Origin of the sequence: Cellulophaga sp. BC115SP, assembly GCF_009905545.1 — a bacterium.
Lineage (GTDB): Bacteria > Bacteroidota > Bacteroidia > Cytophagales > Spirosomataceae > Flectobacillus > Flectobacillus rivi.
In genome coordinates, this window is record NZ_JAAALB010000029.1 from 20,883 (window position 1) to 35,103 (window position 14,221).

11 protein-coding genes are annotated in these 14,221 nt (G+C 37.1%); 5 read left to right on the plus strand and 6 right to left on the minus strand.

Going from position 1 to position 14,221, the window contains the following annotated elements; genetic code table 11:
- Positions 1 to 42 precede the first annotated feature (42 nt).
- From GVN22_RS18510 to GVN22_RS18520, 3 genes are all read right to left on the minus strand, one after another.
- Positions 43 to 861: a helix-turn-helix domain-containing protein gene (locus GVN22_RS18510; protein WP_166552498.1), complete on the minus strand. Its 819-nt coding sequence runs from the start codon at positions 859 to 861 to the stop codon at positions 43 to 45.
- Between the two features lie 123 nt (positions 862 to 984).
- Positions 985 to 1,980, minus strand: a complete 996-nt coding sequence (locus GVN22_RS18515; RefSeq protein ID WP_166552499.1) for an SDR family NAD(P)-dependent oxidoreductase — start codon at positions 1,978 to 1,980, stop codon at positions 985 to 987.
- Positions 1,981 to 2,420: 440 nt separating this feature from the next.
- Positions 2,421 to 2,783 (minus strand): helix-turn-helix domain-containing protein, encoded by a 363-nt coding sequence (locus tag GVN22_RS18520; RefSeq protein ID WP_166552500.1) that lies wholly within the window; start codon positions 2,781 to 2,783, stop codon positions 2,421 to 2,423.
- 84 nt (positions 2,784 to 2,867) lie between these two features.
- Between GVN22_RS18520 and GVN22_RS18525 the strand changes: the two genes are divergently transcribed.
- The 5 genes from GVN22_RS18525 to GVN22_RS18545 all read left to right on the plus strand — a co-directional run bounded on the left by GVN22_RS18525 (position 2,868) and on the right by GVN22_RS18545 (position 7,122).
- A complete protein-coding gene (locus GVN22_RS18525; RefSeq protein ID WP_166552501.1) occupies positions 2,868 to 3,242 on the plus strand; it encodes a DoxX family protein in 375 nt (124 codons plus the stop codon).
- Positions 3,243 to 3,477: 235 nt separating this feature from the next.
- Complete coding sequence (locus GVN22_RS18530; protein ID WP_166552502.1) at positions 3,478 to 4,443, plus strand: pirin family protein; 966 nt, start codon at positions 3,478 to 3,480, stop codon at positions 4,441 to 4,443.
- An 11-nt stretch (positions 4,444 to 4,454) separates the two neighbouring features.
- Positions 4,455 to 5,105: an NAD(P)-dependent oxidoreductase gene (locus tag GVN22_RS18535; RefSeq protein ID WP_166552503.1), complete on the plus strand. Its 651-nt coding sequence runs from the start codon at positions 4,455 to 4,457 to the stop codon at positions 5,103 to 5,105.
- Between the two features lie 244 nt (positions 5,106 to 5,349).
- Positions 5,350 to 6,213 carry an SDR family oxidoreductase gene (locus GVN22_RS18540; protein ID WP_166552504.1) on the plus strand — a complete coding sequence of 288 codons (864 nt, stop codon included), beginning with the start codon at positions 5,350 to 5,352 and terminating at the stop codon, positions 6,211 to 6,213.
- 282 nt (positions 6,214 to 6,495) lie between these two features.
- Entirely contained in the window at positions 6,496 to 7,122 is a 627-nt protein-coding gene (locus GVN22_RS18545) for an NAD(P)H-dependent oxidoreductase (protein ID WP_166552505.1), read from the plus strand.
- 95 nt (positions 7,123 to 7,217) lie between these two features.
- On the opposite strand, the gene GVN22_RS18550 is transcribed toward GVN22_RS18545, so the two are convergent.
- From GVN22_RS18550 to GVN22_RS18560, 3 genes are all read right to left on the minus strand, one after another.
- Positions 7,218 to 8,951 (minus strand): alpha-L-fucosidase, encoded by a 1,734-nt coding sequence (locus tag GVN22_RS18550; RefSeq protein WP_166552506.1) that lies wholly within the window; start codon positions 8,949 to 8,951, stop codon positions 7,218 to 7,220.
- Between the two features lie 100 nt (positions 8,952 to 9,051).
- Positions 9,052 to 10,686 carry a RagB/SusD family nutrient uptake outer membrane protein gene (locus GVN22_RS18555; RefSeq protein ID WP_166552507.1) on the minus strand — a complete coding sequence of 545 codons (1,635 nt, stop codon included), beginning with the start codon at positions 10,684 to 10,686 and terminating at the stop codon, positions 9,052 to 9,054.
- Between the two features lie 36 nt (positions 10,687 to 10,722).
- Positions 10,723 to 14,079, minus strand: a complete 3,357-nt coding sequence (locus GVN22_RS18560) for a TonB-dependent receptor (protein WP_205690956.1) — start codon at positions 14,077 to 14,079, stop codon at positions 10,723 to 10,725.
- Positions 14,080 to 14,221: the final 142 nt, after the last annotated feature.

Consider the following 14,221-nt stretch of genomic DNA (forward strand, 5'->3'; position numbering starts at 1 on the left):
GATAGATATTTAATGTTTGTCATACTGAAAATAATTTTCCTGTTATCGATTATAGCTTTGACTCATCAACTCGGTGGGAGCATAGCCAAAATGCTTTTTGAAGGCATAAGAAAAATGAGATAAGTTTTCGAATCCTACTTCATAGCACACATCAATAGGTCTTTTCTTTTTTTCCACAAATTGATAATGAGCCAATTCTAATCGTTTTTGAGTAAGCCATCTTTGTGGAGTAGTATGAAAAGCTTTACTAAAATCACGCTTGAAAGTAGTTAAGCTTCTACCTGTTAAATATCCAAATTTTTCGAGAGGAAGGTTAAACATAAAGTTCTTTTCCATATAGCTTACCAAATCAATCTTTCCTGGCTCTTCAAAATTTGCTAGAACATGATCTATTCCTTGGTCTATGGTCCTGAGAATACTAATAGCTTCGGTAATCTTAAGGCTGGCTATTTCTGCTGGAAGTTCCTGCATATCAAAATACGGAACTAAAGAAGCCAGACAACTTTCGAGCAAGGGATGGTTATTGAAACAATATATTTTGTGTGATTCCAAAGGTTTTGGAATCACGTTTAGGTTTGCATAAAAATCCCTTAATCTACTAATAGACAAGTGCATGACGACCGTTTTGTGCGGCTGACCATCTTTAGGATAATTAATAATTGTAGCTAGTTGATTTCTTGGAATTAAAAAAATATCCCCTTTCCTAAAAACATAAGTGGCGTTGGGTTGTACAATTTTTGTTTCGCCCGAAATAAACCAAATCAACATGTGATGGTCGAACATAATATCCGACTTGAAAAACTTATCCTCGTAGCAGGACAGTTTTATATCCTCTGTTATATATTTCGCTTTATACTCCATTGTTTCGTAATGTGCCTTAACACAAAAATAAGGATAACTTTAGCTTTCAGGTATTAGCTTTGATCAAAGTATCTTCTGTGTATTTTAGAAAATCATTCTTCTTTTCTTTATTACCTCTACTCCTTAATCTACTTTGAATGCGTTATGAGTCATTTCTTCACTGAGTTGCCATAATTTTTTGGCATTCATTTCATCCAACGAGTAGTCTTTTACTCCATGAGAAGGCGCCGTATCTGAAGCCAAGACCGCAATATCACAATCTTCACAATATACTCCTCCAATTGTATTGAGCAAAGGACTTGTAGCACACCAAACTGTAGTGGCAGCACCCTGAGGGATAGTTTTAAGCGATGCTACCACTTCTGGTAATAAGTTGCCTTCGGCATCACAAAAACCCATTTGTTGAAATAATTCTAAAGGTGCTTCTCGCCCGAGCTCTGTTCCGTTGATAGAACCTGGATGTAACGAATAAGCTCTCACATTGAAGTCCTTAGCAAGATTATCCAACTCAAGGGCAAATAAATTGCTAGCCGTTTTGGACTGTCCATAAGCCTGTAGCGTTTCGTAGGTACGATGAAGAAAATGAGGGTCTTCAAAATCAAATGGTGCAAATTGATGACCATGAGAAGATACATTAATAACTCTTGCCCCATTGGCATTTTTGAGAGCTGGCCAAAGTCGAGCGGTAAGCTGGAACTGTGCTAAATAATTGGTAGCTAACTGAGACTCAATACCACGACTATCTTTGCGTAATGGAACCCACATAATTCCCGCATTATTGATTAGCAAATGAAGGGGTCTGTTGGAAGCCAAAAACTTTTCTGCAAATGCGTCGATAGATTGCGGATTCATCAAATCCATAGATTCCAGTTCTACATTGGCTATTCCTGCCAAATTTCTTTGGGCTTTTGCGATATCTCTTGCAGGTACGATGACCGTGGCACCCGCAGCTGCAAGCGTTTTGGTAGTTTCCAGACCAATACCTGTATTCCCACCTGTAACTATAGCAATCTTGCCAGTAAGATCAATTCCTTTGATTACCTCATTAGTCGTTGAAGTAGCGTTAAATCCAGATCCTACTGGATATTGTAATGCTCCTTGATAATTATTCTGTCTCATTTCGTAAAAATTTAATTGTTTCGATGAGACAAAATTAAGCGGTTCAATACAGAGCGACTTTGTTCAAACGTCCGAATACACTTTGTTTAAAAGGTCGTAATAAAATTATTAGTCAAGACTTGTGAGAGTAATCATTTTAGGTGAAACTAGAAAGAAGCACTTTGTCCAAACCACTCATTGGTAGCACTCCGCTTGTGTTATCTAATTCTATTCATACTTGTACCAGAAATAAGGGTATATATCTTTTTGTTAAATCGATTTTATCACCGTAATGAAGAAAATCAAAAAGTTAAGACGAGCTCAATCTGTATATTTCTAAAGCTTATTAAAAAGAAAAGTCGCCAAATCCATTTATGATATCGCTTATAGAATTTAAGGATGCTACACTTTTAGTTTATACTTTGAGCTCATCGTATCTTCTCTACTGCAAGTAATTAAAATTAGTTTTCATGTAGGACTACCTCTCTATGCTCCAATCCCCATTCGACCATTGCATCTAGCACATTTTTAAATTTTCTGCCAGACTCTGTAAATTCATATTCTATCACAACAGGAATAGTATCATAGACGGTGCGTTTAACAATCCCATTCATTTCCAAATCTCGTAGTTCTTTGGATAACATTCTGGGAGTAATTTTGGGTATTTCACGCTCCAAATCTTTAAAACGCTTTTTCCCAAAGATGAGTGATGCCATGATTGGTAACTTCCACTTACCTGTTAAAACATTCATAGTATCATTGACTGCCCTCACAAATGACTGTGGACAGCCTTTTATCGCTTCTAAATCAAGATTTATTTCCATGGTTTTTCGTTTTTTGTACTATACAAAAGTATAGTACTATTGTAAGTATAGCAAATATAAAATAATTTCGTCAAAAAAAACAGAATGAAAAAGAACAAAACTATCTATTGGATTACCACAGTATTGGCCATGGTAACTGGTGCATCTTCGGCTTTTATGTATTTTACAGAGCCAAAATTTATAGAAGGATACCGACATCTTGGATTCCCTGATTACTTTAGGATTGAATTAGGAATTGCCAAAATCATAGGACTACTGATTTTATTAATTCCTATGGTACCAGCAAGAATAAAAGAATGGGCCTATGTAGGTTTTGGTATTACATTTATTTCAGGAATTATTGCTCATGGAACAGTTGATGGCATAGGACTAGGACTAGTTCCTTGTGTACCCTTTGTATTTTTAGTTGTTTCTTACATTTATTTTCACAAAATAACTGACAAGAGTGTAGAATTGTAAGGTGTAGGGAAGACGATGGAAGTCAAAAATTTAGCATCTTGGATTTTGGAAGTGTAAGCTACTTTTAACCAAGCTTTGTGAAAAATAATGATACTTTGCCATTCCCCTGAAATTATGAATCTCAAATCTGCACTATTTTTATGCTTTATATAGCCCTGACTCACAAATCATTATCAGTATTTAATTTAGATTTTTTGGGAAAACTATTCAATAATAACTAGTAAATAAGCTAAAAATGGATAGAAGAGACTTCATTATCAACTCAGGAATTATGATAACTGGAATAGCATCCACACAAAATGTCGCAGCTTCATCAACATTGGTTCAGCACGAGAGAAGCGTTTTCAAAATTATGAATGCTAAAGCTGCTCAAATGGGAGGAATGACGCTAAAAAATGTAATTCATGGGAATTATCAGAATTATGTATCTCCATTTTTTCTATTTGACGAGTTTGGTCCTGTAAATCTGCAAGCTGGTACACCTTTTCGAGTAGATGCTCATCCACATGCTGGAATAATCCCTACTACGTATATATTAGAAGGTGATACACATCATCGTGACAGTTTGGGGAATGATTTTCAATATGAACAAGGAGACTTTATCCAGTTTACTTCTGGAAAAGGCGCTTTGCACATGGAAGAAACAGGCGATAAATTGTACCGAAATGGAGGGCGATTTCACGGAATTCAAAGCTGGATTAATATTCCTTCAAAACTTAAAAAGTCGGAGCCGACAGCTTCGCTTACCAAGAAGGAAGACATAGGTATTGTTAATCTCGAAGGAGCTACGATTCGCGTTATTCTTGGGGAGGTGTTGGGGGTAAAATCAGCAACAAAATTATTGATTCCTGTTATTTATTGGCATATCTCTATGAATGAAGGCTCATCATTAAAATTGCCAGTAGACCCTAAACAAAATGCATTTATCTATCTTATTAAAGGGCAATTAGAGGTCAGAGATAAACAATATGTTACCTCTGGGCAATCAGTTTTGTACGAAAGAGACGGGGACTTTATCAGTATTAAAGCTAATCAAAAGTCGGAGTTATTGATTTTAGGAGGAGAGGTAAATAATGAGTCCTATGTCACCAATGGGCCATTTGTGTTGAATAATGAATCTGAAATTAGACAAGCTTATTTTGATTTTCAACAAGGAAAATTTGGTGATTTAGTCCAAACAAATGGTATAAGAAGAACATAATTATTAATAACATGAAAATAGCAGTAATAGGAGCGACAGGATTTGTAGGAAACCACATAGTCAATGAGTTAGCCAGTAGAAACTTTCAAGTTTTAGGCATTTCCAGAAGAGAGAAGGAGTCTTTATCAAGTCTCATAAGTTATCTGGCTGTAGATGTAAACGAACTTTCTAATCTTGTAGAAGCTATTAAAGGATATGACGTTGTTGTAAATGCTTTTAATCCTGGATGGAGTAATCCAAATATTTACAATGAGTTTCTTGAAGGCTCAAAAAATATTTTGACAGCAGCAAAATTAGCGAAAGTTAAACGTTTTATTTCGATTGGAGGAGCGGGAAGCTTATTTGTGTCAGAAGGTGGTCCACAAGTTTTAGATACTTTCCCTAGCGATTCTCCATTTTATCCTGGCGCGAAGGCAGCTAAGGAGTTTTTAGACTACATCCAACAAGAGGATACATTGGATTGGATATTTTTTAGTCCAGCTATAGAAATGCATCAAGGTATCACAACAGGAAGAACAGGGAAATATCGTCTCGGAACAGATTATCCTGTTGTAGATAGCCATGGAAAAAATGTTCTCTCAGGCGAAGATTTGGCTGTGGTAATTGTTGACGAAATCGAGTCTCCAAAGCATCACAGAGTAAGATTTACTGCGGCTTATTAGAGTACCTAATTTTTTGCAACCAATACATTATTAGGCTTTTGGAAGTAAGTTAAATATTTCAATGATTTTCTAATAAGCATATTAAAATCTTTGGACTAAGGTATAGCGCTGAATACCTGATGCTATTATATTAATTTGAGAGATTAAATATTTTGCATTCATAGCTCATCTCTCACATTTCGGCATTGATACTCAGAACCACGTTGAATCTAGAAAATCTCAACCCTCAAAATAGTTAATTGTTATGATTTTAGTTACAGGAGCTACTGGACACCTTGGTGGTGCCACAGTCGAGCATCTTTTAAAACATCTTGCTCCTCATGAATTTGCTATTTTAGCAAGAGATGAACACAAAGCAAAGTCTTTCATAGAGAAGGGAATCGAAGTACGTATTGGAGATTTTGACGATACGGATTCATTAGATAGAGCATTAAACGGCATTACTAAGTTGTTGTTGATTCCGACAATTGTACCTCATAGACTAGAACAGAACAAAAGGGTTATCGATGTTGCCGTTAAGAATAAGGTAAAACATATTTTGTACACTGGTATTTCCTTTAAAAATATTGAAGAGACTGCCACTGCGGGTCTCGAAGCTCACTTTGAAACAGAAGATTACATCGTGGCAAGTGGTTTAAGTTATACCTTTCTTCGCAATAATTTGTATATGGATGTCTTACCATTTTACGGCGGAGAAACACTATACGAAAAAGGCTTCTATCTACCCGCAGGTAAAGGGAAAGTGCCATTTGCTTTGCGTAGAGAAATGGGTGAAGCAGCTGCCAACGTTTTGTTGCAAGAAGGTCATGAAAACAAGATCTATGAGATTGCGGCCAGTGAACTGTATTCTTATGAAGATATTGCTAATACACTTTCTAAACTTTTGGGGAGAAGCATCACTTATACCGATGCAGACCCAGAAACATTTAAGCAAGTACTTATTGAGAATGAACTAGATGAATTCATCGTTTTTATCTTGACAGGATTCAATGTAGATACCAAAAATGGTCATTTTGAAACGCTAACCTATGATTTGGAAAAATTGATTGGAAGAAAACCGATTGGATTAGAAAAAGGATTAGTAGAGGTTTTTAGACTATCTCAATAAAAAAATACTCAGTAGTCGATTCAGGTAATTCTATAGAACTACGTGATATAATTTAGGACTGTACGAAGGTTTTTATTTTGCTCAAAAGAGTTCTTATTTATTGTTTTTTGGGGTGTAGGCACAACAACTGCAAGAGTTACCACTACACCAATTATATTTTAACGATAAAGCTCAACCTTCATACAGTACTAGATATAATTTATGAATTTCAATTAAAAACTATTACTCCTAATTCTGCACAAATACTTAAATGTGATTAAAATCAACTAAATACTAAACACAATGAGCTTACAAGAATCTTTAAAATGGCGTTATGCTGTTAAAAAATTTAGCGATAAAAAGGTTAGTCAAGATGACTTACAAAGTATATTAACATCCATCAATCTTTCGGCCTCGTCGGCAGGGTTGCAACCATACCGAGTGATTAATGTTGAAAATCCTGAAGTACGCCAAAAGCTTAGTGAAGGAGGGTTTAACCCACAAATTGCAGAGGCTTCCCATTTGTTGGTATTTGCGGCAATAGATCAATTATCTGTCTCACATGTTGATGATTACATGCAGCTAATGGCTGATACTCGTGGCGTTTCGGTTGAAAGCTTGGAGAAGTTTAAGCATATTTTGACTGCCAATATTAGTGGGAAAACTGATGAAGAAAATTTTATATGGGCTTCTAAACAAGCCTATATCGGATTAGGAACAGCCTTGGCTGCTGCCGCAGAGCTAAGGATTGATACTACGCCGATGGAAGGTTTTAGACCTTCACAATTTGATGACATTTTGGGCTTGAAAGACAAAGGATTGCGTAGCGTGGTATTATTGGCTTTGGGCTACCGAGATGAGAATAATGACCCGTATGCACATGCAGTAAAAGTTAGGCTACCATTAGAATCTTTTGCTATTTCGATGTAATAGGGTTCCTAATAATCTTTAATTTGATAAATTACTTTTTGTGGGGTGATTTTATGTATCAGTGATACATAAAACCACCCCACAAAAAATTAAGGTTATTCTACCTTAAAAACTACAGAAGTTTCGTAAGGCATCTTTGAAGGACAGGTAATGGTTAAGCCATCAGCTTCTTGTTTCCAATTGAGTTTGCCTTTGTAACCAAGCAAAGAAACCTTCTTTATACTTTGAGGATAATGACCAGCATTTGCACCCAAAGATTTTATTTTAATAGTAGTATTCGGAGCGGGTACTGTCATACAGAAAGTGTAGAGTGCGTTATCTTTGCCAACCGTAAATCTAAAATCTGTTTCATTGAATTTAAACTCGGCGTGTCTTTTCGTTAATCCACCCCCTGGTAACATTTTCAATTTATTATTGATAATTTCGCCTTCACCAGGAATACTCCAAGCTTTGCTACCATATACAGCAGCGCCATTTCTACGCATCCAAACGCCTACTTCTTTTAACATTTTTAAACTGCCTTCGTCTAAAGAACCGTCTGGTAGTATAGAAATACAAAGTGCGGCATTGCCGTCACGTGCAATGGCTTCGATGACATATCTAATCATCATTCCTGAATCATAAGTAAAACCGGGGGCATAAAACCAGTCTCCAACTGGTGCTTCGGCAATCCAAGTTTGAGCGGTATTAATTTTTTCAGGAACGCCAAATTCTTCTGTATTCACCGTACCATTGGTATTATGGCGGAATTTTACAATACTGAAAGTATTTACGTTACCTCTTCTTTGAAGTGTACGGTTGTAGAAATCAGCAATTACGTGTTGCATGGCATCGGCTTTTATGCCTGTTCCTGTGCCATTTCCTGTAAAAGGACCTTGTACAGTGCCATCAGTATAAATAAAATCTGGGTCATAATGTTCTACAACATCCATCATTCGTAAAGCCCAATTGGTGGTGTACCATTTGGCATAGTCAAGATGGTTTGAAAAAATACCTGCTGGTGATGGCGACCAATCAGTATGTGCATTTTGTTCTACTCCTTTGTATTCTCGGAGGTCGATACCATAAAGCATTCGGGGGTCATAGCCTTCCCACCATTTTCCTTTGCCATCGGCAAGCGTGAGGTGTCCGTCGTAAGGAATCCCTTTTTTCTCGCCTTCTTTGTCACTTCCAAAGGCTGTTTGCCACCACCACCATGTATATTCATGGTGAAAGGTCACGCCAAAACGCATTCCATCAGTTCTACAAGCTTTTGCCCATTCTCCAATCAAATCACGCTTAGGACCAATATTGACCGAATTCCAAGGCTGATATTTTGAATTCCACAAATCATAATTATCGTGATGTACGCCCTGAATCATCAGATATTTTGCTCCTGCATCTCTGTATATTTTAGTGAGTTGCGCTGGATTGAGTTTAACGGGATTCCAGTCACGTAATACTTCTTTGTAGCCAACTTCTGATGGATGTCCGTACCTTTTTAAATGATTGGTATACGCTTTTTTATCCGATTTATACAAATTACGGGCATACCAGTCGCCACTTTCCCCTGCTGATTGTGGGCCAAAATGAACCCAAATACCAAACTTCGCATCACGAAGCCACTGAGGAGTGCCCGGGTAGTTTTTTTCAATCGATTCCCATGTAGGCTCAAACGGGCCTTTGGCGATAGGAATATCTAGTTTCATTTCTGGAAATGTTTTCCAATCTCCTAGAGTTTCGCTATCAACGGGTTTAGGCTTTGGAATGGCTGGCAATGGATTTTTCTCTTGCGCGTACAAACAAACAGGCAATACGAAGGGAATAAGTAGTATGAATATTTTTTTCATGGAATTAGCTCTATTGAGCATTTTAATTAAAAAAACTTAGCGAATGAAAACATGTTTTCATTCGCTAAGAGGTTACAGAGATATGAATTAATGAATGATATTAATATCCAGGATTCTGTGTAAGGTTTTTATTAATGTCTCTTTCCGACTGAGGAATTGGCCACAATTCATTTCTTCCAGCGACAAAAGCTCTTTTTTGATAAAGTAAAAACCCTTGATTATCTACAGGAAAATCTTTGTAGGTAGAAGGAGAATTAGTGAGTTTCATGCCTGTAAACTGTCGATTCAGTTCGGTTGCGGCAGTGCCCCATCTCAAAATATCATAATAATGTATTCCTTCAAATGCTAATTCTACTTTACGTTCTCTTCTAAAGATAGTTCTCAACGAGGCAGCATCTGTAACTTTCACAGGTGGCATATTTACTGAAGCTCTACCTCTCACTTTGTTGATTGTTTCATCTAATAACGCCTGATTGATAGCATCTCCAGCTTCTACTTTTGCCTCAAGATAACTTAAAAGTACTTCTGCGTAGCGAATCAAAGTGAAGTTACCACCATAATTCATCAGGTTTCCAGCAAAGGTCGAATCCATAAACTTATTAACACAATAGCCACTCCAATTGTATCGACTCATTCTATCAGGAGAAGTTGACTCTGGTCTTGAGATGTATTTTACACCTTTAAATACCGCACGGTCAGAAATCATAATCGTTTGGTCAAGTCTTGGATCTCGGTTGTTATACGGATTGTTTGAGTCATATAAAGGAGACTGTTCAATTGTTTTTCCATCAATACACTCGTACGACTGCACTAATTCGTTATAGGGCGAAAACTGGTGCCAGCCTCCGTAGGTCTCAGGATACAGATATTGTAAAAACACATGGCTGTAGGTATCTTCATGGTATTGCGAAGCAAGAATGATTTCATTGCTATTTTCACCTGTTTGAATGAATAACTTTTTGAAGCCACCTTGTTCAATCGAATAAACACCGCTATCTATGATTTTTTTGTAGGTAACGGCTGCATCACTCCATTTCTTCTCTGCCATTTGTACTCTACCCAAAAGAGCCAAAGATGCTCCTGCTGTAATACGTCCCATTTCACTACTAGGACGAGTGGCTGGTAATAGCGCGGCACTTTCTTTTAACTCATTTTCAACAAAAGTCCACACTTCAGCTTTAGGCGTACGCAAAATAGAGTTTGCTTCCTCTAAGGTTAATAGCTTTTTAGGCAAAGGCACATCTCCAAAATATAGGGCAAGGTTGAACAAACAATAAGCTCTTAGCGTACGAACTTCAGACTTTAAGATATTCTTCTTAGTTTGATCCATCGGAATAGCATCAATATGGTCTAAGAAGTTATTGCATTTGGCAATCTTGTTGTAAGTATTGCTCCAATAACTATTCGTTACCCAATAAGAAGCATTCAGCGTACCATCTGTAACATGGTCAGGAATTAGCTCTTTTTCTGAACCCAACCCTGCCATCAAATCAAGATAAAACACGGCTCTTGCATTCCAAAAATCTTCTCCAGACCAACCTGCTCCAATATTATAACATCCAATCAAAGCTAGATTTGCGTCTTTTTCTGTTTTCCAGAAAGTACCATCTGAAATAGAGTCGAGTGGTTGCTTATCGAAATAGTCACTTTTACAAGCTACCATCGAAAAGTATAGCACAAACAATAAGCCTATTTTGAAAGATGGTAGTTTTGAATATATATTTTTTAATTTCATGTCTCTCAATCGTTTAGAAAAAAATGTCAGTATAATTTAGAATGATACATTTACACCAAAAGTATAAACACTTGTGAGGGGGTAGAACCCGCCATTTTGTGCCATTTCTGGGTCCCATCCTTGATAATAAGAATTAATTGAAAGGAGATTTTGCCCACTAAAGTACACTCTGAGTCTATCAATCTTCATTTTCTCCATCAACTCATTACTAAATGTATAGCCAACCTGTAAGTTTTTCAATCTTGCGAAACTAGCGTTTCTATTCCAAAATGTTGATGCTTGAACAATACCACTTCCTTCATTAAGACTGGTTAGTTTTGGATAAAGCGCATTTGGATTTGGGTTCTCTGTTGTCCAACGGTTTTCGACTTGCCATCTTTGGATTTGACCACCATTAAAGAAGGCAAATGCCTGATAGTTATTCATTTGTTTTTGCCAACCAGCAAGTCCTTGTACTAGCATCGAGAAATCAAATCCTTTATAATTAGCAGTGAGGGTTAGCCCAAAATTGTATTTTGGTACGGTATTTCCGATAAATGTTCTATCGTAAGTTGCATCTACTTTACCGTCTGGTACACCATTAGGACCACTAATATCCTTGAATCTGATAAATCCAGGTTGTGCAGAATAAGGTTGTTGAGGATACTTAGCTACGTCATCAGCATCCTTAAATAAGCCATCAGCAACATAACCATAAGTAACGCCCAAAGACTGCCCAACAAATAAATTGGCTCCAATATTTTGCTGAAGTCCATTGGCAAGTTCAGTAACCTTATTATTAACAACAGTAAAGTTGGGTGATATACCGATTTTAACTTTTCCTATGTTTGCATGATAGTTTAAGCTAGCCTCAAAACCTGTATTTTCTACACCGCCAATATTAACTGGCGAAGTACTAAGACCCAAAGTGGCAGAACTAGCTACACTGTAAAGCACCCCAGAAGTTTGCTTTTTGAAAACACCTAACGTAAAATCTAACTTACCTTTCCATAAACTTGCATCTAGACCAATATCAGTAGTGGTAGTAGTTTCCCATGTAATATCTGCGTTACTAAGTCTGGTAGTAGCTGCTCCAGAAACTAAAACGCCACCTAAAGAATAGTTTTGCCCAAGCGAAACAATATTCTGATATGGGTATGTTCCTACATTTTGGTTACCTAATTTACCCCAGCTTGCTCTTACTTTTAAGGTATTAACCCAAGAAACATTCTTCAAGAAATCTTCCTCTGAGATAATCCAACCAGCCGAGAAAGAAGGGAAATAACCCCATCTACCTTTTGCTGGGAAGCGAGAAGTTGCATCTGAACGCATGTTGGCTTCAAACAAATATCTGTTGTTAAATGAGTAGTTCACTCTACTAAAAAATGAGCGCATTGACCATGCCGAAGCAGAACCAGAGTTACTCATACCTGTGGCAGAACCACCATTGATTTCATAGAGTGTATTCGTAGGGAAATCTTTACGATATGCCGACATACCCCAATCGTCATATTGCTCCTGAGAAACACCCCCTAGTATCGTAAACGAGTGTTTGTCTATTTGTTTGGTATAGGTTGCTAACGACTGCATAGTTAATTGCTGTCCTTGACCAGAAGATACCGACAAGTTGTTAGGGCCTACCGTTTTGTTTGGATTAAACACAAATTCTGAAGCATAGTCTTTGTTGTAGTAACTCCAAAAATTATATCCAACTTTACCACTCAAGGTTAATCCTTTGATTACCTCCCAAGCAATTTCACTACTTCCTAAAAAGTATTTGTTTGTGCCTTTGTAAAAAGACTCACTAGCCATCCATGCTTCAGGGCTATAATTATCTTGATATCCATACGTTCCGTCAGATTTTTTACCAGCATAAATAGGACCTTCTCTTACTGCGAAATTTATCATGCTATTCATACCACCATCATATTGACGAGGAGAATGATTTTCGGAAGTATAGCCCGACAAATTCACTTTTAGCGTAAGATTATCTTTGATTTTGGTATCTGTATTCAAAAGGATATTATATTTTGAATAGCCGTTTTTAGCTACAATACCATTTTGTTGAAGATAACCAATAGAAAAAAGATATCGTGTTTTATCATTTCCTCCCATAAAACTTAGGTTATGGTTACTCTGAAAACCATCTCCTGAAGTTAGTAGGTTTTTGAGGTGAGGAACATTAGGGTAATTGTCTGGATCTGATCCGTTTCTGAATTTTTCAATTTCAGCATCTGTGTAAGATGCGCCTGCGCCAGCATTAATATTTGCTTCATTTCTCAACTTGGCATATTCAGCAGATTCTACAAAATCAGGGAGTTGTGTGGCGTTTTGCCAGCCAGCATAACTATTATAGCTAATTTTCATTTTGCCAGACTCACCTCTTTTAGTTTCGATGAGGATTACACCATTGGCAGCTCGGCTACCATACATAGCCGCTGAGGCTGCATCTTTCAATACCGAAATACTCTTGATGTTGTTAGGGTCAACATCATTAATTGACGTTGCTAATCCATCGACAAGTATCAAGGCGCCACCACCTGCACCATAAGAGCCAATACCACGAATCGTAATACTTGCACCGTTATTGCCTGGCTGTCCAGAACCTTGCGATACCGAGACACCCGTCATGAGACCTGCTAATGCCTGAGACGATTGTGTAATGGGTCTATCTGCTATTTCTTTGGAAGAAATGTTTGAAACAGAACCTGTCAGATTTATTTTCTTTTGAGTACCATAACCCACAACTACCACTTCATCTAAGCTTTGTTGTTCGGCAACTAACTTTACATTGATCTCTGTTGTTTTCCCCACTAGGATTTCTTGCTTTTTATATCCTATGTACGAAAACACCAAAATGCTAGAGCCATTTGGTACATTGATGTTAAATTGTCCTTTGTCATTGGTTACTGCACCTCTTGTCGTTCCCTTAATGCTAATATTTACCCCAACCAAAGGAACTCCGTTTTCGTCGGCTACCGTACCAGAAACGGCTTGTTCCAGATATTCAGCTTGAGATTCTATATTTTCGTCGTTTTTTACGGAAAGAGTATTGGACTTTTTTAGCAAAACCCTATTCCCTTGAATTTCGTAGCCAATTCCAAGCGGTGTGAATACTTCATTTAGCACCTCTTTTAATTCCTTATTTTTAACATTGATACTAATCTTTCGCTTAGCACCTATACTATTAGGGCTATAGAAAAAGTTTACTTTTGCGGTATTTTCAAATTCAGAAATAGCTTCGATTAACCCTTTTTCTTGAATATGGAGAGTTATCTTTTTATGTAACATATCTTGTCCTATAGCATCTCTTGCGTATGACAGCGTTGTGAAAATAATCGCAATAAATATCTGTCCAGCTGAAATTTTCATAATGGATAGTAACGTTGCTAACGTTAATAGATTTTTTTTCATAAATTGTAATGTTTTTGTTTTTCTCGAAAAATTGACAAAAATATTCCCATGCACTTCCTAGAGAGAAGTGCCTAAAGTTGCTTCAACGGGAATCATGTAAAGTCGGTAAATGGTGCGAACATTTGCCGACTTTTTTTATTAG

Excerpts from the sequence above, each read along its gene's own strand:
- GVN22_RS18510 (WP_166552498.1), bottom strand. The coding sequence starts at position 861 with ATGGAGTATAAAGCGAAATATATAACAGAGGATATAAAACTGTCCTGC.
- GVN22_RS18515 (WP_166552499.1), bottom strand. The coding sequence starts at position 1,980 with ATGAGACAGAATAATTATCAAGGAGCATTACAATATCCAGTAGGATCT.
- GVN22_RS18520 (WP_166552500.1), bottom strand. The coding sequence starts at position 2,783 with ATGGAAATAAATCTTGATTTAGAAGCGATAAAAGGCTGTCCACAGTCA.
- GVN22_RS18525 (WP_166552501.1), top strand. The coding sequence starts at position 2,868 with ATGAAAAAGAACAAAACTATCTATTGGATTACCACAGTATTGGCCATG.
- GVN22_RS18530 (WP_166552502.1), top strand. The coding sequence starts at position 3,478 with ATGGATAGAAGAGACTTCATTATCAACTCAGGAATTATGATAACTGGA.
- GVN22_RS18535 (WP_166552503.1), top strand. The coding sequence starts at position 4,455 with ATGAAAATAGCAGTAATAGGAGCGACAGGATTTGTAGGAAACCACATA.
- GVN22_RS18540 (WP_166552504.1), top strand. The coding sequence starts at position 5,350 with ATGATTTTAGTTACAGGAGCTACTGGACACCTTGGTGGTGCCACAGTC.
- GVN22_RS18545 (WP_166552505.1), top strand. The coding sequence starts at position 6,496 with ATGAGCTTACAAGAATCTTTAAAATGGCGTTATGCTGTTAAAAAATTT.
- GVN22_RS18550 (WP_166552506.1), bottom strand. The coding sequence starts at position 8,951 with ATGAAAAAAATATTCATACTACTTATTCCCTTCGTATTGCCTGTTTGT.
- GVN22_RS18555 (WP_166552507.1), bottom strand. The coding sequence starts at position 10,686 with ATGAAATTAAAAAATATATATTCAAAACTACCATCTTTCAAAATAGGC.
- GVN22_RS18560 (WP_205690956.1), bottom strand. The coding sequence starts at position 14,079 with ATGAAAAAAAATCTATTAACGTTAGCAACGTTACTATCCATTATGAAA.